This is a genomic window from Corynebacterium lujinxingii, from assembly GCF_014490555.1.
Lineage (GTDB): Bacteria > Actinomycetota > Actinomycetes > Mycobacteriales > Mycobacteriaceae > Corynebacterium > Corynebacterium lujinxingii.
Map to the genome: position 1 here is coordinate 1,682,254 of NZ_CP061032.1, position 21,663 is coordinate 1,703,916.

The following is a 21,663-nucleotide window of genomic DNA, read 5'->3' on the forward strand; positions in this document are numbered from 1 at the left end:
CCCAGGTCGCCGCATCACCGCACCAAGAAAGTTCCACCACCTCCCCAATGCGGTGGAACTATTTTCCGCCACGCTGACAAGTAACGGCGGAATGTGTCAGGGTCCTGGGTTTTTACACCCCCGTTGACAGATTCCGGCGGGATGTGTCAGCAACGGCCGCCGAAACCAGCCGAACCACCCGGACCGGAGCCCCGCACCAGGGCGATGACGCGCTCGATGGCGGCGGTGACGGCAGCCGGGTCGTCGAGAGGCGGCATGTGGCCCGAATCTGGCAGCACCTGGAAGTAAGCCCCCGCCCAGATGGCGGCCAGTTCGGCGGATTGGCTCACCGGCGTGACGTTGTCGCGGTCGCCGACGAGGATGTAGCCGGGGATCGTCGATAGGATGCCCGCGGCGCCGCGCTCGGAGTGGGTTTTCAGGTCGTCGAAGTAGCCGCGGTAGGTCGCCAGCGGCGTCGCCTTGATCATCCGCGCGTGGAATTTGATCAGGTCCCACGGCACGGGCCGGAAGTAGAACCAGCGCGCGAGGATCGGCGCGATCATGTCGGTGACCAGGCGCCTTATCCCCTCTGCAGCGTGCGGCAGCTTATCGACGAACCACTCCAACCCATGGCCAAACCCACCACCCAGAAGGCGCGGGATGCCACGTGCGGTGAACGGGTCGACGGTGGAGGAAATCTGCACCGAGCCAACCCAGTTGAAGTTGTGGCGGCGCATCAGCGACAGCGAGATCGGTCCGCCGAGGGAGTGACCGACGGTGATGATGGGGTCGCTGATACGCAGATGGCGCAAAACGGCGGCAATGTCGTCGGCGGCGGCGTCGACGGTGAGGCGTTCGGAGGCGACGAAGCCGGTTTTGCCGTGGCCGCGGACGTCGACAAGCACTTGGCGCACGCCGGAAATCTCCGCGACCTGCAGTTTGAACTCGTCGGAGGCGATGTTGAAACCGTGCGCGTACACGACGGTCAGGCCGGCGTCGCGGGGGCCGACGTCGTAGTAGTAAACGTCGATGCCGTCGCGGTCGATCGTGCCGGTGCGCATTACAGCGGCAGGTACGGCATGGCGAGCGCGCCGATGCCGGCGATCACAGCGAGGATGCCGACCACGAGCGCCACCTTCTGCAGCGGCGTCGACCCGGCCGGTTCAGGCGTGGGCTCCGGCGCGGGCGCGGGCGTGGGCGTTTGCTTAGCGACGACCCCGACCCCGGTGTTTCGAATCTCCGTGTACGCAGTGCGGAAGGAACCGTCAGCGAAATCTGTTCTCACCTCGAAGCCAGCCCCGGAGTAGCTGTCTTTCGGAACGGTTGCGGTGATGACGCCTGTCTTCTCATCAATGCGCGCATTGAAATCCGCGCCGCCTTTAAGGGACCAGGTGGCGTCGTCGGGAAGCGGGATCCTCTTCCAGTGGTTGGACGGCTCGATAGTCACCGTCTCCCCTGGGTCGGCCGGGGTGTAATTGTCGTATTCGGGGCGGAAGAGGAAGGCGTCGTCCGGGATGAGGGAAATCTCCGGGTAGACCAACTCGGTCGTGTTGTCCGGGTAGAAGACGCGGACGTCGATCGACCCCGTGTTTTCGCCACGGTGCGGTACCTGCTCGCCACTGTGGTTGAGTTGCGCACCGAGCCGCTCCCCATCAAACAACCGGAACAGCTGACGGTCTGTGGTCTCCCCCGTCAGTTTCCACGTCGTACCTTCCGGCGCGCCTTGAAGGTCGAACTCGGCAGTCGTGCTGTACCCGTCGCCCTTCACCGCATAGACGTGCTTCGCTTCGGTTCCGAAATGTGGCTCGTACTGCTCCGCCATCGTCGCGGCGTGGGCGGCGGGGGCGATGAGGCTGGTGATCACGACGGCTGCGGTCGGGAGTGCGAGGCGTTGCATGGGCCTATCATAGGCGGTATGGAACTTTCGCAACGCTTGGATCTCGGCGGTCTGGAACTCGAGGACGACACGCCCGCGGATACGTTCTCCCGTCTCGCGGGGATTGTTGAGGAGGTTGCTGGGGTCGTCGTTAAGCAAAGCTCGCGTTTCGACGACACCGCGATCGCCTCCCTCGACCGCATCGAAATGGCGGTACGGATCGAGGAAGCGTTCGGCGTGCGTATCGACGACACCGTGCTCACCGAGCACCCCACCGCCGGCGAACTCGCCGACTACCTGGAGGAGAAGCAATGATTTCGTACCTGACCGACATGGACGGCGTCCTGCACAAAGAGGGCGAGATCATCCCGGGCGCGAAGGAGTTCATCTCCACGCTGCGCGACGAAGACATCGCGTTTATGGTGCTGACGAACAACTCGATGCAAACCCCGCGCGACCTGTCCGCGAAGCTGCGGCGCATGGGGCTCGACATCGAACCGGAGCGGATCTGGACGTCCGCAACCGCGACGGCGAAGTTCCTCTCGCAGCAGGCCGGGCAGGCGTCCGCGTACGTCATCGGCGAGGCCGGTCTGACCACCGCGCTACACGAGATCGGCTGGATTCTCACCGACGCCGACCCCGACTTCGTCGTACTTGGCGAAACCCGCACCTACTCCTTCGAGGCCCTCACCACCGCCTCGAACCTGATTCGGGGCGGCTCGCGGTTCATCGCGACAAACCCGGACCTCACCGGGCCGGGTCCAAATGGTGTTGTGCCGGCGACGGGGTCGGTCGCCTCCATGATCACCGCCGTGACCGGCATGAGTCCCTACTACGTGGGCAAACCCAACCCGGTGATGATGCGCTCCGCGCTGAACAACATCGGCGCGCACTCCGAGCACACCGTCATGATCGGCGACCGCATGGACACCGACGTGAAATCCGGCCTCGAAGCCGGCATGCGGACCGTGCTCGTGCGCAGCGGCATTAGCGACGACGCCGAAATCGCCCGCTACCCCTACCGCCCCACCGCCGTGATGAACTCGGTGGCGGACCTAGTGGAGCGCATCCACGACCCCTTCGGCGACGGGTGGTACGAGGAGTAGGCGCTGGCGCGCCGGCGCGCGCTACACCGCCGAGTCGGAGCCAGCGATGTAGAAACGCTGCTTGTTGACGAACTCGTCCATACCCAGCGGACCCAACTCGCGGCCGAGGCCGGAGGCCTTCACGCCACCGAACGGCAGCTCGGCGCCGCGGGCCTGCGGGATGTTGACGTGGATCATGCCGGTGTCCACCTTGTCGGCGACACGCTTGGCGCGCTCGGCGTCCTCGGACATGACGGCACCGCCGAGGCCGTAGCGGGAATCGTTGGCCACCTCGATGGCCTCTTCCTCGGAGGAGACCTTGTACACCTCGGCGACGGGGCCGAAGAACTCCTCGTAGTAGGAGTCGGAGCCGACCGGGATGTCGGTGATCACGGCTGGGGTGAAGTAGGCGCCCTTGCCGGTGACCTCACCGCCAACGTGGATCTTCGCGCCCTCCTCGACGGCGATCTTCAGCTGCTGGACCAGGTTCTCCGCGGCGTCGCGTGAGGACATCGGGTAGAACTTGCCCTCCTCCGGGTTCAGCGGGTCACCCTCGGTGTAGGAGGAGGCGATCTTGACCAGTTCGTCGACGAACTCGTCGTAAATGTCCTCCATCACGATCATGCGCTTGTTGGAGGTGCAGGCCTGGCCGGTATTGCCGATGCGCTTGTCCCACGCGGTCTTCGCAGCGGCCGGGATGTCGGTGGAGTCGAGCACGATGTAAGCGTCAGTGCCGCCCAACTCGAGCACGCACTTCTTCAAAGCCTGACCGGCCTGGGAGGCGATGGAACGGCCAGCGCCTTCGGAGCCGGTGAGGGAAACGCCCTGGACGCGGTCGTCGTTAATAAGCTTCGAGATTTGCGAGTGACCAGCGAAGATGTTGGTGTACAGGCCCTTCGGGGCGCCGGCCTCGTCGAAGATCTTCTCGATCGCCTCCGCCGACTCCGGGCAGATATTCGCGTGCTTGACCATAACCACGTTGCCGGCCATGAGCGCGGGCGCGGCGAAGCGTGCGACCTGGTAGTACGGGAAGTTCCACGGCATGACGCCGACGATCACGCCGAGCGGGATTTTGCGCATAATCGATGTGCCGCCGCGCTCGTTCGGGATCTCCTCGTCGGCACCGAACTTCGCGCCGTTGTCGGCGTAGTAGTTGAAAATCTCGACGACGTCGTCGACCTCGCCATCGCCCTGGTCGACCGCCTTACCCATTTCGTTGGCGATGATGCGGGCGAGTTCGTCGCGTTTGTCGTCGAAAAGCTTCGCGACCTTGCGCAGCACCTCCGCGCGCTCCTCGTAGGACTTCTCGCGCCACTGCTTAAACGTCTCGTCCGCGGTGCTCAGCGCCTGCTCAAGCTCGTCGGACGTGATGTTTTCGTAAGTCTTCTCAATCTCGTTGGTCTTCGGATTTTGTACTCGGTATTTAGCCATGCAGCCCATAGTACGAGCGTGCCGTGATCCGTGCCACGAAATTCTCCTCCGCCGCGAGCTGCTCGATGGCCTGCGCAAATGCGTCGATCTCGGCGTCAGTCGCGCGGATCTGCTCCCGGCACGAATATGTACGGTCCGGCCGACGCTGCCAGCGCGTGAACCAGATTTCGCCGGGCTCGCCTTCGGGGAGCAAGAGCATTTGCTTCTCGACGACCCCACGCACCCTGCCCGGCATTCCCTCAATTTCGAGCGTCCACGTGAGGCGGTTGCGTGTGGGCCGGCACGTGCGGGGCGCGGCCAGTGTTGTCGTCATTGGTGGGGACCCTTCTGTGCGTTGCACTACTTGTTCGGCACACTCCTGCCCCGGTGACTAAGCGGGACTTAAGTTCCGCCCGCCCGGTGACTAGCCGAGCCTTGGCGGCGGAGTGTGAGACGAGAGGTTCGTCTTCCCCAACGGCCTCTGGTTGCTCGCGAACGATCTTGCGTCACACGCGTTGACCTGGGCAACCCTCAACCGTCGCTTGATCCCCCTGTTTATTCGACCTCCGGTTGAGGTTTAGATAACGCTTTAAACCGACCTTACGCTTACCTTAGTTTACTATTAGCAAACGTACAGTTATAACCCACCGGATGCGATTCATGGACAAAGAGAAACGCCAAACCAACGGACTACCCCACTGCAGTGACGAAGAAACTCCAGGAGAAATCGCCAGTTCGCAGCACAACATAGATTCTCCGAAACCATCAGCCCCTGAGTCTTCTCGTGGGGCTACACCTGAATACGACGAGAGCAGAGTATGGACGCTTTCACATAGTGAGGCTGTTGCAGAGTTCTTCTTTACGTTCGTTGGATGTTTGGTCTCGGCTTCTTTCTTGGTCACCGCGTTACCGATACCGTTTTTACTTTTCGGCAATGGATTCACGATCGATGACGCTGAATCAAATCCGATCTCCTACGGTGCTTTCCTAACCGGTGTTGTTGCCCTAGTCGGCCTCTACTATTTAATCGAGATCGATTATGGAACGCGTTTCGAAGGTCCATCTGGAGAAGCAGTTCAGAGACTTCTGACTGGTCTCATCCTGATCGTCGGGTTACTAAACGTGGAATGGGAATTTCTCGCGCATTGGCCCGACGAAACCCCAAAAACCTACTCCCTTGACGTTACCCCTCCACTGCTCGACTTGTTTAGAGTCCTCTTTCACCCGACAGTTCTAATTTCGCTAGTTGCCACCGTTTTAGTCTTTGCGATCTGTATGGTCGCGAGAGCAAGCCTTGCCTTAACAGCACGGGGATTTGACAGGCAGATGAAATTTCTGACGAAAAGAATCGGGGAGCAAAAAGAAATACACGGTGGGTACGCGCGCGCTGCCCGATACCACCACCTTAGTGATCTTGATTTTCTTCCAAAACTCCGGAAACGTCGTCCAATACTGCTCCGCATCAGACTTGTGGGCCGTTCTTTGCTCTTCCCCTCGGCTGCCGGGGCCCTCTTTTTCCTGCTGGTGCAGCTTCCCAGGATTCTCCCTGGCGTTTTCGATTGGTATCCAGCTGGCGCTACCGAAACGGAATATTCCTGGCTTTTTACCTCCCTAATCCCCGCCGCTTTCCTCCTGGACACATGCGCACATCTGCACAAGCGCTATGCGGTATCAAATGGGTACCTGATTTCAAAGGCTGAAGCAATCATGGCTTGCTCTCTGCTCTTGTTAATCGCGGGTGTGTACTTGTTCATAGGACTGAGTCTTCGGTGGACGGCCACTATTGCCATAGGCGCGGTACTAATCTTTAGAGTTTTACGCCACTACTCCCAGATTAAGATGATCTCATTTCTAAAGAATCTTCCCAGCAACAACCTGTAAGGAGTAACCCGTGACCGAGAAGAAAATCAAAGAAGAGATTCAGAGCGGCGACACCACGGTGCTTATTGGAATCACCGTTACTAACCAAGCACCGCAGACCGCGCAGCACCAATGCGAGAAAAAATCAAAAAAAGCATCATGGCTTAATCGCTTAATGGCTCGTAAAGATCTCTCGACGAAGACATCAGTTCTCGATATGTTGGAACGCTTCGAATCAGATCTGGAGTGGCAACAAAACCAACTAGCCAATTTGAGGAAGTTTCAAGAGACTTCAGAACGCTGCCACGAGTGCAAGCAAAGTGAAACTTTGAGTCTACAGCAGCCGCACCGCGAGCACGCCGAGGAAAATCACGACGAGACCGACGAGCCGGGTTACGGTGAGCGGGTTCTTGCGGGCTCCGAAGGCGCCGCGGGCCTCGAGCACCTGGCCGGCGGCGATGGTGCCGGCGTTGAAGGCGATGACGGTAGTAGCGGTGCCGATCAGCGGCGATAGTGTGGCACCGGCGATAACGAAGACCGCACCGACGACGCCGCCGAGCCACATCCACCACGGGCCCGGCGTCGGTCGGCGAACAAGCTGGCGTGGCGAGGTCAGCAAGGCGGCAACGAACAGCAAGCACACGCCAACGAACAGGTTGATCTCAGAGGCGTGCAACGAGGACCCGGCGATCGTGCCCAGGTAGCCGTTCACCGCAGTCTGGATTGAGGAACCGACGCCGACGGCCACGCCCAGCAAGCGGAACAGCCACAGCTCGAGACCCGAAGCGTCGCCCTCCACCTTCGCCGCCTTGCCGGCGCGCAGCACCACGACGATGCCGATAAAGACGACGAGGGCGCCGGTGATGCGGGGCAGGGTGACGTCGATAAGCGGTGCCCCGAAGAGACCGAACCGGTCGATGAGCAGCCCCATCACCACTTGACCGAGGATCGGCAGCACCACCGTTTGCACGGCGCCGAGGCGTGGGAACAGGAGGATGTTGCCGAGGACGAAGCACACACCCATCACGCCGCCGAGCCACAGCCACCACGGCAACGACGTACCCGGCGCGAACTGCGGCAGCGGGTTGCCCTGCATAGCGGTCGTGACTGCGATCGCGACAAGTAGCGCCACCGAAAACGAAATCAGCGCGGAGACGACCGGGCGATTGCCCACGCTCAGGCGCAGGCGCGAGTTTGCCGCAGTTTGGATCGGAATGAGCCCGCCGACGGCGAGCGCGATGAGAACTAGCACGGGCCTATGGTCGCACACCGGCTGACGAAGCATCGCGGACGAAAGATCGCATACACAATTAAGACAGTCGTCGACGAATCATCTATTCTGTTCACGCAGTGATTCCACAGGAATCTTCATTCGTCTTTTAAGGAACACCATGTCGACTGCTTACCCCGGCCCTCACGGTGGCCAGAACAACCGTGACAACACCCCGACCGAAGGCCAGGCTTTCCCTGCAGACCAGCAGGGCCAGGCGTACCCGGCTTACGGGAACACGATGTACCAAAACGGCGTCCCGCAGGCGCCGGTCAAGGAGCGCAACACGATCGGCATCATTGCCCTGGTCTGCGCGATCCTCGGCGTAATCTTCTCTTGCATCCCGGGCTTTTTGATTCTTGGCTGGATCCTCCTGCCGATTTCATTCATCCTCGGCCTGGTGGGCTTGTTCCCTAAGGACAAGAAGAAGGGCACCGCAATCGCGGCGGTCATCACCTCGATTGTCGGCGCGGTTGTCGCTGCGGTGGCGTTCATGTTCGTGATTGACAGTGCTTTCAACGATGCGTTCAACGAGGAAACTACTGTCAGCAACAACGGCGGGGCCAATGCTGTCGGCGATGGCGATTCCGCTGAAGGTAACTCGGAAGATTCTGCTGACGGTGCAGCCGACGGAGCGACTCGCGAGAACCCGCTTCCGATTGGGGCGACGGTCTCTACCGATGAGTGGGACGTGACCGTCAACAGTGTCGACCTCAACGCAACGGATGCGGTTACGGCCGAGAACCCGGTCAACGACGCCCCCGCCGATGGCCAGACTTATGTGATGGCAAACGTCACCGCGAAATACAAGGGCGACGACCCGCAGGGATCGATGCCGACCATCGGTTTCGCTTTTGTGACCCCTGAGGGCAATACGATCAACAGCTACGACTCGATAGTGATCGCTCCGGACTACTTCGACCAGTCGACCACGCTATACAAGGACGCTGAAGAAACTGGAAACTTCGCGTTCCTCGTTGATGAAGCTACTGCTGCCGACAGCGTACTGGCCGTCTCGCCGGACATGTTCGCCCAGAATCGCTTTGTCGCTGTGAAGTAACCAAACCTCTCCCCTACTTGCGAGGGGCAGGATGTGAGGGCCTCGAGTAGCCGCCGACCCCGGCGAGCCCAGTTACTCGAGGCCCTCACATCTTGCCCCTCACATTTGCGGTCGGAGGGCGGAGGGCGCGCGGAAGGTGCGGGCCGGGGCCGAGCCCAGCACCGACAGAACTACCGCAGCCCGCTCCCCCGGTCGTCCACATATACGCGGTAGAGCGCCTCCACGAACTCATCCCGCGTCATAGACCCCGACACCCCCAGCCGATCCAACTCGTCGCGCACGTCTTTGCGGGTTGGAGCGGAGACCATCATCGTTGGGCGCTGCGTGCGCTCGCGCCAGGAACCGGGGGTTTGCGGCAGGCGGTCGCCGACGCGGTGTTTCATGCGGTTGAAGAATTCGTCGACAGGCGCGAGCGCCTCAATCCCCGGCACGGACCAGCCGAACCAGTACGCCGCCACCCCCAGCCCGATCCCCACCAGCGCGGAGACGGCGAGGCCGATGGACTCCAAGCCCAGATCATAAAAGAGCTGCACGCTTATCGACGACACAATCCCCGGCACCACATACCACTGCCTATCCACCAGGATCGACGGGATCTGCCCGATCATCATCTCGCGGATCACCATGCCGCCGGTGGCGGTGAGTACGCCCATGAGGATGCAGCCGAACCAGGTGACGTCGGCACGCATCGCGGTCACGGTGCCGGTGACGGACCACACGCCGACGATGACCATGTCGCCGTGGAAGCGGAACATCTCCCAGGTGAAGCCTTCGAGCGGCAACGTGAACGCCACCAGAGATCCCACGAGTGCGGTGCCGATGTACCAGGGGTTTTGGAGGGCGGAGGCGGGGGTGGCGTCGATAAGCGCGTCGCGGATCATGCCGCCGGCCATGCCGGAGATGATGGAGATGAGCATGAACCCGACGGCGTCGAAACGCATACGCCTAGCGACGAGCCCGCCCATGAGCGCGTTGAGGAACACGCCGAGCAGGTCCATCACGGCGAATGAGAAACCGACGGCGGTGAACACGTTGTCGAAGTACATGCGCGCCATCGTAGGGGGTTTAAGCCTTCGCCTTCGAGCGCTCCCGGACCTCGTTTTGCAGGTACAGGCGGATCGCGCCCAGCAGTTGGTCGTCGGTGGCTTCCTCAAGCGCTTGCGTGACGTGTTCACCGGACTCGACCGGGTGGCGGATGTCCGTCTTCACGCCGAGGGCATAGCCGAGCTTCTCCTCCAACGGGCGTTCGATCTCCTTGGTGGCGAAGAACGAGAAGCGGTCACCGCCGAAGTACACCGCGACCGCGAAAATCGGCGCGGCCACCGCAGCGGCGAGCATGCCTTGCCACACCAGGTCGAAGTGGTTGAAGCCGAGCATGATTGCCGACGAAATAATCGCCGGGAACACCGTCATCTTCTGCGACGTAAACAGCGCGGGCACCTGCCGCAGCACGATGTCGCGCATGGCGGTACCGCCGGTCGCCGTGATCACCGCGAGCAGGATGCACGGCACCCAATTCAGGTCCGCCACCAGCCCCTTGAGTGTGCCGGCGACGGCCCACACGCCGATGGTGACGATGTCCGCATAAAACCGAAAATTCTCCCACAGCCGGCCCTTGAGCGTGACCGTGTACGCGATCGCGCCACCAATCGTCGCGGTGATCAGGTAGCCGGGGTTGGTCAGTGCGGCGGCGGGGCCGTCGTTCAGGATGGCGTCGCGAATAAAGCCCCCGCTTAACGACGAAATCAGCGCAATGAACGCGAACCCAACAATGTCAAAGTTCATACGCTTGGCGACAGTTCCGCCAACCGTCGCCGCCAACAGCACACCGGTGTATTCCAGGACGAAGTAGAGATCGCCCGCAAAGTCCGAAAGTTCCATGCGCGCAAGGCTACTTCCGCGCCCGCGCGCTGTCTCCTGCGCCTACCCCAGGCGCTGCACCGCGTCGACGACGAGGTCCCAGAACCGCTCCACGTCCAGGCGCGTGGCCACGGAGGAGTTGCACGGGGCGTCCGAAGCGCGGAAGTCCGCCACCGTGCGCCCGCGCGTCAACGTCCCCGCGAGTTCCACAGACAGCGGCGCGGGCACGGTCTCGACCAGCGAGGGGTCGATGACGTAGGCCACCGCGCACGGGTCGTGGACCGGCGGGTTGTCGAAGTCCTGGGCGTCTTTGTAGTTGTGGCGGAAGGCGTCGACAAGCGCGACGACGAAGTCGCCCGCGGACGTCCCCAACGCGGCGAATCGCGACTCCACCTCCGGGGTCGCCAGCGCCTGGTGGGTCAGATCCAGCCCGACCATGACCACCGGCCAGTCCTCGCCGAACACGATCGCGGCGGCCTCCGGATCGACGAACGTGTTGAACTCAGCGGACGCCGTGATGTTGCCGGTGCCGTACGCGCCGCCCATGAGCACGACTTCGCGCACACGCGAGACGATCCGCGGCTCCATGCGCACAGCCAGTGCGATGTTGGTCAGCGGCCCGGTCGGCACAAGCGTCACGGTCCCGGGTTCTTCGCGCATGAGCGTATCGACGATCCACCGCACCGCATGCCCATCTTCCACCCCAACCGCAGGCTCGGGCAGGTTGTAGCCGTGGACTTCCATGCCGGAATCGCCGTGGATGTCCTCGGCGGTGACGACGTCGTTGATCAGTGGGCGCGAGGCGCCCCGGTACACCGGCACGTCGAGGGCACCGGCGATGGTGAGGACCTGGCGCGCGTTGTGGGTGACTTTGTCGATGGTGTGGTTGCCGCCGATCGTCGTCAAGCCAAGCAGCTCGATGTAGGGGTTGCCGGCGGCGAGCAGGATGGCGACGGCGTCGTCGTGGCCCGGGTCGCAGTCGAGGATGATCTTACGCACGGGCAGCGAGGTCCTCCGCGGCGAGCGTATCCGGCACGCTCGCCGGCTTCGGAATGAGGAAGGACGCAGCGAACGCGCAGCCCAGCAGGATCGCGCCGGCGATCATGCCCGCGCGGTAGCTGCCGTTGGTGGCGGTGAACACAGCGAAAATGACCGTGAACGACAGGCCCGCGCCCAGGTTGAACGCGCCGCCGTTGAGGCCCGGCAGGTAGCCCTGGTTGTGCTTCGGCGCGAGCACCACGCCCAGCGAGCCGAGCATGATGTTTGCCATGCCCGCGTACGTGATGCCGGCGAGGATGGACACCGCGAGCAGCATGCCGTGCGTCGGCTTGCCGACGACTACCACACCAAACAGCACCGCAAGCGCCGCACCCGCAATACCGATCTGCAGAATGATCTTGTAGCCCACGCGACCCGCGAGCCAGCCGGAGACGGGGCCCATGAGCAGGCCGGCGAGGGCGTAGGGGGTAAGCGTCCACCAGGACACGACGCCGGCGGACATGCCCGGGCCCACCTCGGCGTCCTGCGCGAGGTTCGGCACCAGACCGTTCATGACAGCGAACACGCCAGTCATGGTCAGCGTGGTGGTGAGCAGCAGCGCCCAGGTGCGGCGCTGCGAGAGCAGGTCGGTGGACATCAGCGGGTGCGAGCTGGACTTCTCGGTACGCCAGAACCACACCAGCGACACGGCGCCGATGACCAGCAGGAGGATGACCATGAACCAGTTGGCAGCACCGAGCAGGCCGGCCTCGTTGAGTGCCGTGAGGATCGCGGCCGCGCCGATGACCAGGCCGACAACGCCCTTCCAGTCCATCGGCTGCAGCTGGTCGGACTTGGTCTCCGGCACGCCGAAGCGCACCGCGAACACGGCCACGAGCGCGGCGGCACCGATGACCCAGAACAGGGAGCGGAAACCGAAGGCGTCGGTGAGCCAGCCGCCGAGCAGGGCGTCGATACCCGCGATGCCGCCGTTGACCGACGTCAAAATGCCGACGAGGAACGCGAACTGCTTTTCCTCGCGCACCGCCTGGCGCAGCATCACGGACGTCAGCGCGACGGTCGGGCCGGACACGCCCTGGATCACGCGGCCGATGAACAGCATGGTCACGTTCGTCGCAAGCGCCGCGACAACCGAGCCGATCACCGTGACCACCATCATCCCGACGAGCACCTTGCGACGCCCGATCAGGTCACCCCAGCGCGGCATGAACAGAGCGAACAGGGCGGCGGCGGTGAAAAACGCGGTCTGCGTCATGCCGATCTGCGCCGTCGTGGCCTCGAGTTCGGTCTCCATCGTGGCCAGCGCCGGCGACAGCATCGACGCGTTGAGCTGGAAGGCGAAGACGGCCACCAGCAGCGCCGTCATCAGGGGCACGACCTGGCTGGTCGGCAACTTCTGCCCCGCTGCTGGTAACGGAGTGTTCGTCGTAGTCATGCGTGCAGTTTAAGACAGCTATAAGTATCACGCGTAACGACGAGACCATCCGGGGGCACTCCTCAACACCAACCTATACACCGGTTGCGCAGCGCCGGGACAAACCTGAATTCGGGTCCTGCGTCGCCGCATTCCGTTCATATGCAGGTCTCGATATGCGTAATCCCTGGTCACGGCGTTTTGCCCAAATTTCGCCGGATTTTCAGAAAATCCTCTGACCTGCAGTTACGCATATCGAGACCTGCATTTGAACGGATCTGGAACCTCTTGCTGCCCCGCGCCCCCGTCCGCCCAGCCGCGCCAAGGTTGACTATGTGTGCGATTCAGCAGCGTAAGCAAAAACCTGAATTCGGAAGCGCAACCTCGGCAACGGAACGCTCACGAGCAGGTCAAACCCAGCGTTGTGCCGTCGCGATTTCAGGTTTTCACTTACGGCGCCGGATCAGTGTGTATACGGCGCCTAGGACAGCGCGTCCCAGAGGGCGGTGTTGGTCTCCTGCCAGAGTGGCTTTGCCCAGTCGCCGAACTCGCGGTCCGTGAGCACTACGCAGGCCTGGTCGCCGGCGACCCACAGGTACGTGCCGGCCATGCCGAAGTGGCCGACGGTGTCGGTGGGCATGGAGTCGCCGGTCCAGTGCGGGGATTTATCGGCCTTGATCTCGAAGCCGAGGCCCCACGGGCAGGGCTTTTGCATGCCGTAGCCGGGGACGACGCCGCGTAGGTCGCCGAATTGATTGGAAAAGGCCTCGTCAAGCGTCGACGGGTCCAAAAGTTGCGGCGAGAGGAGCTCAGCGGCGAAGGCAGAAAGATCAGAAACGGTGGAGCGCCCGCCGTGGCCGGCCGAGCCGTAGATCTCGGTGGAGTCCATACCGAGGGGCTCGAAAACGCCTTCGCGGGCGTAGTCGGCAAACGGGATGCCGGTGGATTCCCCGACGATCTCGGCGAGGATTTCGTAGCCCGCGGAGGAGTAGATGCGGCGCTCCCCCGGCGCCTTTTGCGGCTCGCGCGAGTCGAAGCCGACGCCGCCGGCGTGCGCGAGGAGGTGGCGGATGGTGGCGCCTTCGAGGCGGGCGTCGTCGTCAAGCGAAAAAGCCCCTTCTTCCACGGCGAGGAGCACGGCGTACGCGGAGAGAAGTTTAGTCACGCTGGCGAGTTCGAAGACGCGGGCGGTGTCGCCGAACGACGCGTCTCGCTTGCCGACGAGCGCCCCCGCCACGTTGTCAACCGGCCAATCCGCAAAAAACTTCTCGAGCTGCATGGCCCCACCCTACGTGCTGCACGTATGGAGCAGCGCGGGGTGGATGTGCGAAACCCCGACAAACAAACCCCGACTATGCCCAGAACACGGCCATAGTTGGGGTTTTCTTGTTGGGGGTTGGGCGCGCGAACCCGCTCAACTACTCGGCCCACTCGATGCTCACCGTGTAATCTTCCTGCGCCGTCCCGGAAACCAGCGCCTCGACGTGGCTGCGCACGAGGTGCTCGGCACGCTCCCCCGCGCGGTCCAGCAGCCCCTGCGATACCGCCTTCTCACGCGCGGCGTCCTCTTGACCGGCGATGAACGAGGTGACGTCGGCGACCCGGATCTGGTTGATGGGGTTCATGGTCTGGTCGTAGACCTGCACGCTGTCGGCGTTGATGTGGGACTCGATAACCTCGACCGGCGGCAGCACCGCGTCGATGGAGGAGTCGCCGACGGAGACGGCAATGGCGGAGGTATCGCGAAGCCCGGCGGTCACGCGACCGTCGTAAGTGACCAGGAAGTTGCGACCGGTAAACGGCACGTGCGCGCCGAGGACCTCGAGGCCTTCCTGGTCAAACTTGCCCACGTCCGAAAAGCGGTATTCCTCGACGGAGAGCTCGGCGATGTCCTCAAACGACGCGCCAATCGTCGTCGAGTCCACTGTGGTCTCCCCTGCCCCAATCAGGGTGGGTCGGAAAAACACCGCCAAAAGCCCCAGGACGGCCAGCACCGCAATCAGGGCGGAAAGCAGTGCCACCCAAAACGCCGGGGCACGGCGGGTGCGACGCGGGGAGAGGTGCAATTGATCGTGCGCTGTACTCACTTAGCGCACTTTACCGAGTCACCCGACATCGGTGGAGTTTGTACACTAGTTCCCGCCTTTGGGCGTTCGCGCTTGAAAGGTGTACCTGGCCACCGGATGAAAAGAGATAACGATGACCGGTTCAACGCGTATCAAAGAAAAAGACAACGCAAAGCGCGAAAAACCCCAAGAGAAACAAGACAACAACCAAGACGGCATGCCCGGCTTTTTGGGCTGGATTGAAAAGGTCGGCAACAAACTGCCCGACCCGTTCTGGCTGTTCGTGATCTTAAGCGGCGTGGTCGCCGTGTCCTCCTGGCTCGCGAGCCGGGCAGGATTGAAAGCAACGGACCCGGCTTCGGGCGAAGAAATCCATGTGGAAAGCCTGCTCACCGGCGAGAACATTTCCCGCATGGTCACCGACGCGGTGGAGAACTTCATCGCGTTTCCGCCGCTGGGCGTGATCTTAGCGACGATGCTCGGCGTCGCCGTCGCCGAACAAACCGGCCTGCTGGCCGCCATGGTGCGCTCCATGGTGGACAAGGTCAGCCCGAAGATGCTCACGTTCATGCTCGCGCTCGCGGGCGTGACGGGCTCCGTGGCGTCGGATGCGATTTACGTGATCATCATCCCGCTGGGCGCGATGGCCTTCCACGCGATCGGCCGCTCCCCTGTCGTGGGTGCGATGGTGGCGTTCGCGGCGTCGTCGGCAGGCTTCAACTCCTCGCTGATCCTCAACATCACGGACTTGCTGCTCGCCGGCATCTCCACCTCGGCGGCACAGCTTGTCGACGACGCCTACGACGTCTCCCCCCTCGCCAACATCTTCTTCGTCATCCCGTCGGCGATTGTGCTGTCGCTGGTCATCACCGCCGTCACCGAGTTCTACGTGGACAAGAAGGCGCAAGCGCTTGTCGACGACGACCACATCGACGAAGACGAACTCCAACTCGACGAGACCAACCAGCCTGACGACGCCCACCTCACCGATGACGATGACATCTCCCTGACCCCGCTCGAGCGCAAGGGTCTGGCATGGGCGGGTGTGACGCTCGTCGTCACGCTAGCGGCGTTTTTCGCCCTGCTGCTCATCCCGGCCTCGCCGTTCGCGCGGCCGGAGGAGGGCTTCATGGAGTCCCCGCTGATCCAGGCGATCGCGATTCCGATCACCCTGATCTTCTTCGCCACCGGTCTGGTCTACGGCCTGGTGGTGGGCACGATCAATGAGGCCGCGGACATCCCCAAGTTCATGGCCAAAGGTCTCGAATCGCTGCTGCCGATTCTGGTGCTGTTCTTCGCCGTCTCCCAGTTCCTGGCGTGGTTCCAGTGGTCCAATCTGGGCCCGTGGACCGCGATTAAGGGCTCGGAACTGCTGCAGTCCTGGGACCTGCCGAACATGGTCCTCTTCGCCGCATTCGTGCTGATGGTGACCACGATCAACCTGTTCATCACCTCCGGCTCCGCCCAGTGGGCGCTGATGGCGCCGATTGTCGTGCCGATGATGATGTACATCGGTATCTCGCCTGAGGTCACCCAGATGCTCTACCGCATCGGCGACTCCCCCTCCAACATCATCACCCCGATGTCGCCCTACTTCGCACTCGCCCTGACCTTCCTGCAGAAGTACTACAAGAAAGCCGGCGTGGGCACCCTGATGTCGCTCTCCCTGCCATACGCGGTGTCCATGCTGATCGGCTGGTTCGTCTTCTTCATCATCTGGTACTTCCTCGGCATCCCGCTCGGCCCCGGCTCCCCGATGGGCTACGAGGTATAGCGATTTTACCGGGGTTTGGGGCTGCGCACCTTAGGCCAGCCCCGTCACGCCCCATAAAGCGACGTGAGGATGCGCTCGGCAAGCAAGTGCACGGTGGTCGAGGCAGTGTGTCGCCCTATGTGCTCGCTAAAATCATCCAACGAATCCGGCTGCTCGCTCACCTTCCCCCGGGCGCGGACAATGGCCTGCCGGACATCTTCCACAGTGAAGTTTGGATGGGCGGTTTTTGTGTATGCCGGCCAATGTTGCATCAAGCTGTCGAGGACTTCCTTCTGCGAGCTTGCGCCCTTAACATCGGCGAAATGCAGCAGTAGCCAATACTCGAACTGCGGAACGCTAAAACCTACTCCGCGGTCCTTGCGTTCTGCGGCCCACTCAAAAACAGACTGGAGTTGCTGGTCCGTCGCATCGTCCTCATCGAGGACCACCCAAGCCTGATCGCCGGATCGCAGGTCGCCCTCACGTTTCAGGGTTGCTAGCCAATCGTCTGCAGTCTTGAGCAATGCCGGCGGGTGTGGGTGCACGCCTCTACGAGCTTCCACTTTCACGGATTTGTCCCGAAAACATGCCATTTCGAAGTAGTGCTTCTCAGTGGTGCCTTCGGTAACGATGAGGAACACATCTTTCACCGGGCGGGTTTTGGCCCTTTTGTTCTTACCCCCGAACTTCTTCTCACGAGAAGACCGCACCCGCTTATCCGACATTGCTGAACTCCAGCGGCTCAATCGAGGGCACGCCACCGAACCGGCCGCGCAGGTAGCTCTTTCGAAGGTCCGTCGTCTTCCGCGGCCCCTCGAAATCCGAAAGGGCGCGTGTTTGGGTTTGTCCCGATCGGTCCTTCTCTATCACCCAGATCTCATCTCTCCGCAGCGTCTCAGGGTCCATGAGCAAAAGATCGTGCGTGGTAAAGATCAGTTGCGCCCGCGATTCTGCAGAGGAATTCTCCAAGAACCCTCCAATTAGAGCGCGAGAGAGTTCCGTATGGAAGCTGCGGTCGAACTCGTCAACGACTAAAACCGCTTCAAAACCCGGGGTTGCCAGCCGGGAGAACAGGCCGAGCAGCCTCGTTGCGGAACGAGTGCCGTCTGACTCGTCCCACCAGCGCAGGCCATAGCTCTCACCTCCATCAGCGGAGTGGAGGAGGGTAATTCGTTCCGCTTCAATCTCACCGTCCTCGAGCCGCAGTGTGAAGCGCCCCGACGGTAATTCCACATCCATTGGATAATTCGGGTTGCTTCGCAGCTCTTGCTCCATCTCCAGTGCTTCCTCGGCACCCAGCCCCAGAGCAGACAGCTCCACATGCTCGGTTTCGATACCGGTAATTCCAGCGTCGATTTGGGAAATCAAGTTCTCCCATCCGTCGGGCTGGGACTGCAACTGCCCGAGATCCAGAAGTCCTGCTGGGATCACAAGAACCGTTTCGATGAAAGCGCGGACGACTCCGAACGCATCCAGCTTGAGCGAATCAGGGAACCGCGAAAGGTTCGTCTCGCTAGCAAAAGAGGCAAGAGGAACCTTGGGCGGAACCGATTCGAGCAGAACCCGCGCTTGCGCAACTTCGGTAGGGAAACGCTCCGCCTTCTCGTCCAAGAGCGGAAAGCTGAACGAATCACCTAATCGCTCAAACACGTCAATTTCATCTTTGGACAGGTACTTCGTCAGCCGCTCCTCCACCACGCGCTTGGCGTCGAAAGCCAGCACATACTCGTAAACGATGTCATCGACGGAGAACAGCACCTCAAAGTTCGTCGGCTCAAACGATGCCTCTGGGCGGAGAGCAAACGGATCAAACGGCATCGGATCTGCTGGGCGAGGTGGGTCTATCAGCATTCGCTGAAGTGCAGTCAGCGCCTTGACGAACGTGGACTTGCCCGCCGCGTTCGCACCAAACAGCGCCGCTACGGGATTAATCCGCTTTTTGTAACGCCGAGAAAGCTCGGGGCACCGCTCACGGTGCACCTGCTCCCTTGTTGCGACCATGTTTATCGACGCAGGCTCATACACCGAGCGATAGTTCGCAATCGTGAGGTCCAGCAGCATAAGCGCCCCTTTCAAAAACTTCGCCTATGACTCAAGCTTCTAGCATCATAAGTGAAATTTCGAACTATCGTGGACCACCTTCCCTTCCCGTGCCCAGACCTTTTCGAGACCAAGGATCATAAATTGACTTCATAATCTCACGAGCGAGCGGAAAGTAACCCCGCGCGCATCTCGCCGTCCCGGATTACGATTTCTCGCCTGGTCCCGTCTCGTGCAGTGGTTTTCGCCGTTTGTGCTTTCGGCTCGGTATGGAGTTCGGGGTTTTGACTAAGCGGTTAGCCGGTGTCGGTCGCCACAGTCATCTCCAGCGCGGAGGCTCGGGCGGGCGCATGAAATGTTTGGCCTGTTCGAGAGCTGACAGCGACATGCAGCATTACTGTTGAATCCATCCGTTGTGCTACCCGGTAAGAACCGCGCCAACCAGCTCGATGATCGATTCGCGGTCACACTGATCAACCTGTTCATCACCTCCGGCTCCGCCCAGTGGGCGCTGATGGCGCCGGTGGTTGTGCCGATGATGATGTACGTCGGCATCTCGCCTGAGGTCACCCAGATGCTCTACCGCATCGGCGACTCTCCGTCGAACATCATCACCCCGATGTCGCCCTACTTCGCCCTTGCGCTGACCTTCCTGCAGAAGTACTACAAGAAGGCCGGCGTGGGCACCCTGATGTCGCTGTCGCTGCCGTACGCGGTTTCCATGCTGATCGGCTGGTTCATCTTCTTCATGATCTGGTACTTCCTCGGCATCCCGCTCGGACCCGGCTCCCCAATGGGCTACGAGGTATAGTCGAACCTGCACGACACGAAAGGCGCTGGGATTTCCCAGCGCCTTTTCGCTTGCCGACGAGGGCGTATCCGGCACTGCCCCCCTCCGAATGAATACCTGCAAAAATTTTGTGAGCGTGCTTAGCTTCAGATGTCATTATTCCCGACTTTTCCTGACAAGGAGTTCTCGTGCCCACTAATTTCAAAGACGCTGAGCGCATGCTCCGCGACTTCCAGAACCTGCTGCCACAGATCGTCGGCTCCATTGTGGCCGTCGTCTCCGCTATCGCCGTGATTGTTGGCCTTCTGAACGATGCTGGTATCGGCGGCAATGATAAGTCCTCTGACCTCCCGGGCGTTACCGAAAACCAGACCCCAGGTACGACCGACCGCCCTGGTGTCGATTCCGCGCCGGTGAAACCTGTCCGCACTTCGATCTTCACCGTGGGTACCAATTATGCCCCAGGCGTTAACGCAGATGTGCCCGTCAACTTCAACGGCAAGTCCTACGATCGCTCCGTCATTTCGACCGTTGGCAACGACTGGTCTACCTCACGCGTTGATTTTAACGTGCCGCGTGAGTACAACACCCTCGAGTTCGATGCAGCGTTTGCAACTGACATTCCAAACGAGGCAGGCGTCGGTCAGATCAACGTGACACTGGACGGCGGCGAGCGCAAAACTGTCGACGTTATCCCGGGCCAGGCCACCCCAGTCCGAGTAAACATCGCCGGCGGTGGCACCGTGCGAATTTACTTCAGTGTCTTCACCGACGCGAAGAAGAACCAGAGCGTGGCACCCAACGGTCTCGCGATTCTCAACCCGGTAATCTCGCGGTAACTACCCCGAAACCACGACCAACAATTGAAGGCGCGCCCGGCGAATGCCGGACGCGCCTTCACCTGTTGTTAGCGTTGGCCCCTAGCGCCCAATCTCCGCGGGCGTGCACACCGGCACCTCGCGCATGAACGCCTCCGGCGCGCCCTGCTCGCGCAGTTTGATGCCGTTGTAGCACGCCTGCGTCATCCCGCGGCGCGTCGTGCCATCGGACTGAATCCGCGCCCATTTGCCGTTGGTGTTCTTGAAAAACAGGATCCAGTCGGTCCCCTTCGCGCCCGCAACGGCCCACTTGCCGTCGCAGAAACGCACGGTGGTGCCGAACCCCGCCGGCCATTCCGGGACCACAGCGTCGAACGCGCTTGGCGAGCACGACCCCTTCGCCACCTTCTTCTCCTGCTTCGGCGCGAGCGCCGGCACCGATAGCGCCGACGCGATTGCCGCAAGCCCGCCGAGCACCTGCGCGTTGAGCGGCTCCGGCAGCTCGAGCCAGCCCTGCTGCACCCCAACTACCCCACCGATGCCGACAGCCGCCAGCACACCCAGCGAGATGCCCACAATGGCGCCCGCGCTTAACGACGACCCCTCCTCCCCCGAAGACCCCAACGAGCTCTCCCCCGAGGATCCCTGATCCTCCTGAACAGCAACCTGCTCAGCCGAGTCAGCGGGCTCAGCGAAAGCAGCAGGGGCAACAACAGCGGACGTGGAGACGGCGGCAGCGACGCCGAGAGCAAGCATCGGTTTCTTCATAGCGCCCACCCTAGTGCGAAAGGCACGTCATTTCGCGGGAAATAGCGCAATTCCCCACACTCCAAGCGCGACGGACGCGGCTATGAGCACCCACCACAGCACTCCCCTGGGCCGGCCGAACCAGCGGTCTGCGACCAACCACACCACCGACGGGATGGCCAACGCTAACCCGAGGAACGTCAACGCCCGCCAGTCGTCCAGGTTCGGCGCCGTAATCATGCACACCACACCGAACCCGATCAGCCCAGCTGCAAGCGCGTGCGGACGGACACCACCAATCGGAAGAATCATGACCTCAACACTAACGCATAAAAACAGCAATCAACCAGGCGATTTTGCATGTTCGGAAGCACAAGCTAATGTTACTTCTCGTTGCACAGCGAACAGCAACGCAACAATATTCCTCCATAGCTCAGTTGGCAGAGCATTCGACTGTTAATCGAAGGGCCACTGGTTCGAGCCCAGTTGGAGGAGCCTACTACATACCCCGCCACTAGCGCAGAAGCTGGTCGCGGGGCGTTTTGCTTTCGCTGCCACGCGGCAGGAATAGTGAGAGCCCATTCCGACGTTCCTAAGGTTGTTCAGGTGCTACGGCCTAGCCCACAAAACGGGAGG

Annotated in this window: 21 protein-coding genes, 1 tRNA gene and 1 pseudogene; 8 read left to right on the forward strand and 15 right to left on the reverse strand. The window is 61.7% G+C overall.

The annotated features are described in order from the left end of the window. Positions 1-146: 146 nt before the first annotated feature. Together IAU68_RS08340 and IAU68_RS08345 are read right to left on the reverse strand one after the other, a co-directional pair. On the reverse strand, positions 147-1,040 hold the full coding sequence (locus IAU68_RS08340; protein WP_171192840.1) for an alpha/beta fold hydrolase: 894 nt from the start codon (positions 1,038-1,040) through the stop codon (positions 147-149). After that, positions 1,040-1,876, reverse strand: coding sequence for a Rib/alpha-like domain-containing protein (locus tag IAU68_RS08345; protein WP_171192841.1), 837 nt, complete (start codon positions 1,874-1,876; stop codon positions 1,040-1,042). The genes IAU68_RS08340 and IAU68_RS08345 overlap by 1 nt, the downstream gene beginning before the upstream one ends. Positions 1,877-1,894: 18 nt before the next feature. Between IAU68_RS08345 and IAU68_RS08350 the strand changes: the two genes are divergently transcribed. Next, complete coding sequence (locus tag IAU68_RS08350) at positions 1,895-2,170, forward strand: acyl carrier protein (RefSeq protein ID WP_171192842.1); 276 nt, start codon at positions 1,895-1,897, stop codon at positions 2,168-2,170. Continuing rightward, on the forward strand, positions 2,167-2,961 hold the full coding sequence (locus IAU68_RS08355) for an HAD-IIA family hydrolase (RefSeq protein ID WP_171192843.1): 795 nt from the start codon (positions 2,167-2,169) through the stop codon (positions 2,959-2,961). The genes IAU68_RS08350 and IAU68_RS08355 overlap by 4 nt, the downstream gene beginning before the upstream one ends. A 21-nt stretch (positions 2,962-2,982) precedes the next feature. On the opposite strand, the gene IAU68_RS08360 is transcribed toward IAU68_RS08355, so the two are convergent. Beyond that, positions 2,983-4,371, reverse strand: coding sequence for an NAD-dependent succinate-semialdehyde dehydrogenase (locus IAU68_RS08360; RefSeq protein ID WP_171192844.1), 1,389 nt, complete (start codon positions 4,369-4,371; stop codon positions 2,983-2,985). Next, on the reverse strand, positions 4,364-4,684 hold the full coding sequence (locus IAU68_RS08365) for a hypothetical protein (protein ID WP_231699003.1): 321 nt from the start codon (positions 4,682-4,684) through the stop codon (positions 4,364-4,366). The genes IAU68_RS08360 and IAU68_RS08365 overlap by 8 nt, the downstream gene beginning before the upstream one ends. A 317-nt stretch (positions 4,685-5,001) precedes the next feature. Here IAU68_RS08365 and IAU68_RS08370 point away from each other — a divergent pair, with 317 nt between their 5' ends. Next, positions 5,002-6,231, forward strand: coding sequence for a hypothetical protein (locus IAU68_RS08370; RefSeq protein WP_171192845.1), 1,230 nt, complete (start codon positions 5,002-5,004; stop codon positions 6,229-6,231). A gap of 313 nt (positions 6,232-6,544) precedes the next feature. Here the strand turns inward: IAU68_RS08370 and IAU68_RS08375 are convergent, their stop codons facing one another. Continuing rightward, positions 6,545-7,462 carry a DMT family transporter gene (locus tag IAU68_RS08375; RefSeq protein ID WP_231699004.1) on the reverse strand — a complete coding sequence of 306 codons (918 nt, stop codon included), beginning with the start codon at positions 7,460-7,462 and terminating at the stop codon, positions 6,545-6,547. Between the two features lie 139 nt (positions 7,463-7,601). Between IAU68_RS08375 and IAU68_RS08380 the strand changes: the two genes are divergently transcribed. Continuing rightward, on the forward strand, positions 7,602-8,540 hold the full coding sequence (locus IAU68_RS08380; RefSeq protein WP_202880074.1) for a DUF4352 domain-containing protein: 939 nt from the start codon (positions 7,602-7,604) through the stop codon (positions 8,538-8,540). 170 nt (positions 8,541-8,710) lie between these two features. Here IAU68_RS08380 and IAU68_RS08385 read toward each other — a convergent pair whose 3' ends face one another. The 6 genes from IAU68_RS08385 to IAU68_RS08410 form a co-directional block, all read right to left on the reverse strand. Continuing rightward, positions 8,711-9,586: a trimeric intracellular cation channel family protein gene (locus IAU68_RS08385; protein WP_171192847.1), complete on the reverse strand. Its 876-nt coding sequence runs from the start codon at positions 9,584-9,586 to the stop codon at positions 8,711-8,713. A gap of 19 nt (positions 9,587-9,605) precedes the next feature. Next, the gene (locus tag IAU68_RS08390; RefSeq protein ID WP_171192848.1) at positions 9,606-10,421 is read right to left on the reverse strand and encodes a trimeric intracellular cation channel family protein; all 816 of its coding nucleotides are present in this window, start codon (positions 10,419-10,421) and stop codon (positions 9,606-9,608) included. 42 nt (positions 10,422-10,463) lie between these two features. Further along, on the reverse strand, positions 10,464-11,399 hold the full coding sequence (gene uriH, locus IAU68_RS08395; RefSeq protein ID WP_171192849.1) for a uridine-preferring nucleoside hydrolase UriH: 936 nt from the start codon (positions 11,397-11,399) through the stop codon (positions 10,464-10,466). After that, positions 11,392-12,834, reverse strand: coding sequence for a uridine transporter UriT (uriT, locus tag IAU68_RS08400; protein ID WP_171192850.1), 1,443 nt, complete (start codon positions 12,832-12,834; stop codon positions 11,392-11,394). Before uriT ends, uriH begins: the two co-directional genes overlap by 8 nt. A gap of 460 nt (positions 12,835-13,294) precedes the next feature. After that, positions 13,295-14,092, reverse strand: coding sequence for a serine hydrolase domain-containing protein (locus IAU68_RS08405; RefSeq protein ID WP_171192851.1), 798 nt, complete (start codon positions 14,090-14,092; stop codon positions 13,295-13,297). A 139-nt stretch (positions 14,093-14,231) separates the two neighbouring features. Beyond that, complete coding sequence (locus IAU68_RS08410; protein WP_231699005.1) at positions 14,232-14,900, reverse strand: DUF4230 domain-containing protein; 669 nt, start codon at positions 14,898-14,900, stop codon at positions 14,232-14,234. Positions 14,901-15,012: 112 nt separating this feature from the next. On the opposite strand from IAU68_RS08410, the gene IAU68_RS08415 reads away from it, so the two are divergent. Then, positions 15,013-16,653 (forward strand): AbgT family transporter, encoded by a 1,641-nt coding sequence (locus IAU68_RS08415; protein WP_171192852.1) that lies wholly within the window; start codon positions 15,013-15,015, stop codon positions 16,651-16,653. 44 nt (positions 16,654-16,697) lie between these two features. On the opposite strand, the gene IAU68_RS08420 is transcribed toward IAU68_RS08415, so the two are convergent. After that, on the reverse strand, positions 16,698-17,357 hold the full coding sequence (locus tag IAU68_RS08420; RefSeq protein WP_171192853.1) for an RloB family protein: 660 nt from the start codon (positions 17,355-17,357) through the stop codon (positions 16,698-16,700). Next, on the reverse strand, positions 17,347-18,693 hold the full coding sequence (locus IAU68_RS08425) for an AAA family ATPase (protein WP_171192854.1): 1,347 nt from the start codon (positions 18,691-18,693) through the stop codon (positions 17,347-17,349). Before IAU68_RS08425 ends, IAU68_RS08420 begins: the two co-directional genes overlap by 11 nt. Positions 18,694-19,135: 442 nt before the next feature. On the opposite strand from IAU68_RS08425, the pseudogene IAU68_RS08430 reads away from it, so the two are divergent. Beyond that, positions 19,136-19,483, forward strand: a pseudogene (locus IAU68_RS08430) (AbgT family transporter); the annotation flags it as partial. A gap of 167 nt (positions 19,484-19,650) precedes the next feature. After that, positions 19,651-20,301, forward strand: coding sequence for a hypothetical protein (locus IAU68_RS08435; protein ID WP_171192855.1), 651 nt, complete (start codon positions 19,651-19,653; stop codon positions 20,299-20,301). Positions 20,302-20,382: 81 nt separating this feature from the next. Here the strand turns inward: IAU68_RS08435 and IAU68_RS08440 are convergent, their stop codons facing one another. Further along, positions 20,383-21,048 carry a hypothetical protein gene (locus IAU68_RS08440; protein WP_171192856.1) on the reverse strand — a complete coding sequence of 222 codons (666 nt, stop codon included), beginning with the start codon at positions 21,046-21,048 and terminating at the stop codon, positions 20,383-20,385. Positions 21,049-21,075: 27 nt separating this feature from the next. Next, positions 21,076-21,339: a hypothetical protein gene (locus IAU68_RS08445; RefSeq protein ID WP_171192857.1), complete on the reverse strand. Its 264-nt coding sequence runs from the start codon at positions 21,337-21,339 to the stop codon at positions 21,076-21,078. Between the two features lie 110 nt (positions 21,340-21,449). Between IAU68_RS08445 and IAU68_RS08450 the strand changes: the two genes are divergently transcribed. Further along, positions 21,450-21,522, forward strand: a tRNA-Asn gene (locus IAU68_RS08450). Positions 21,523-21,663 lie beyond the last annotated feature (141 nt).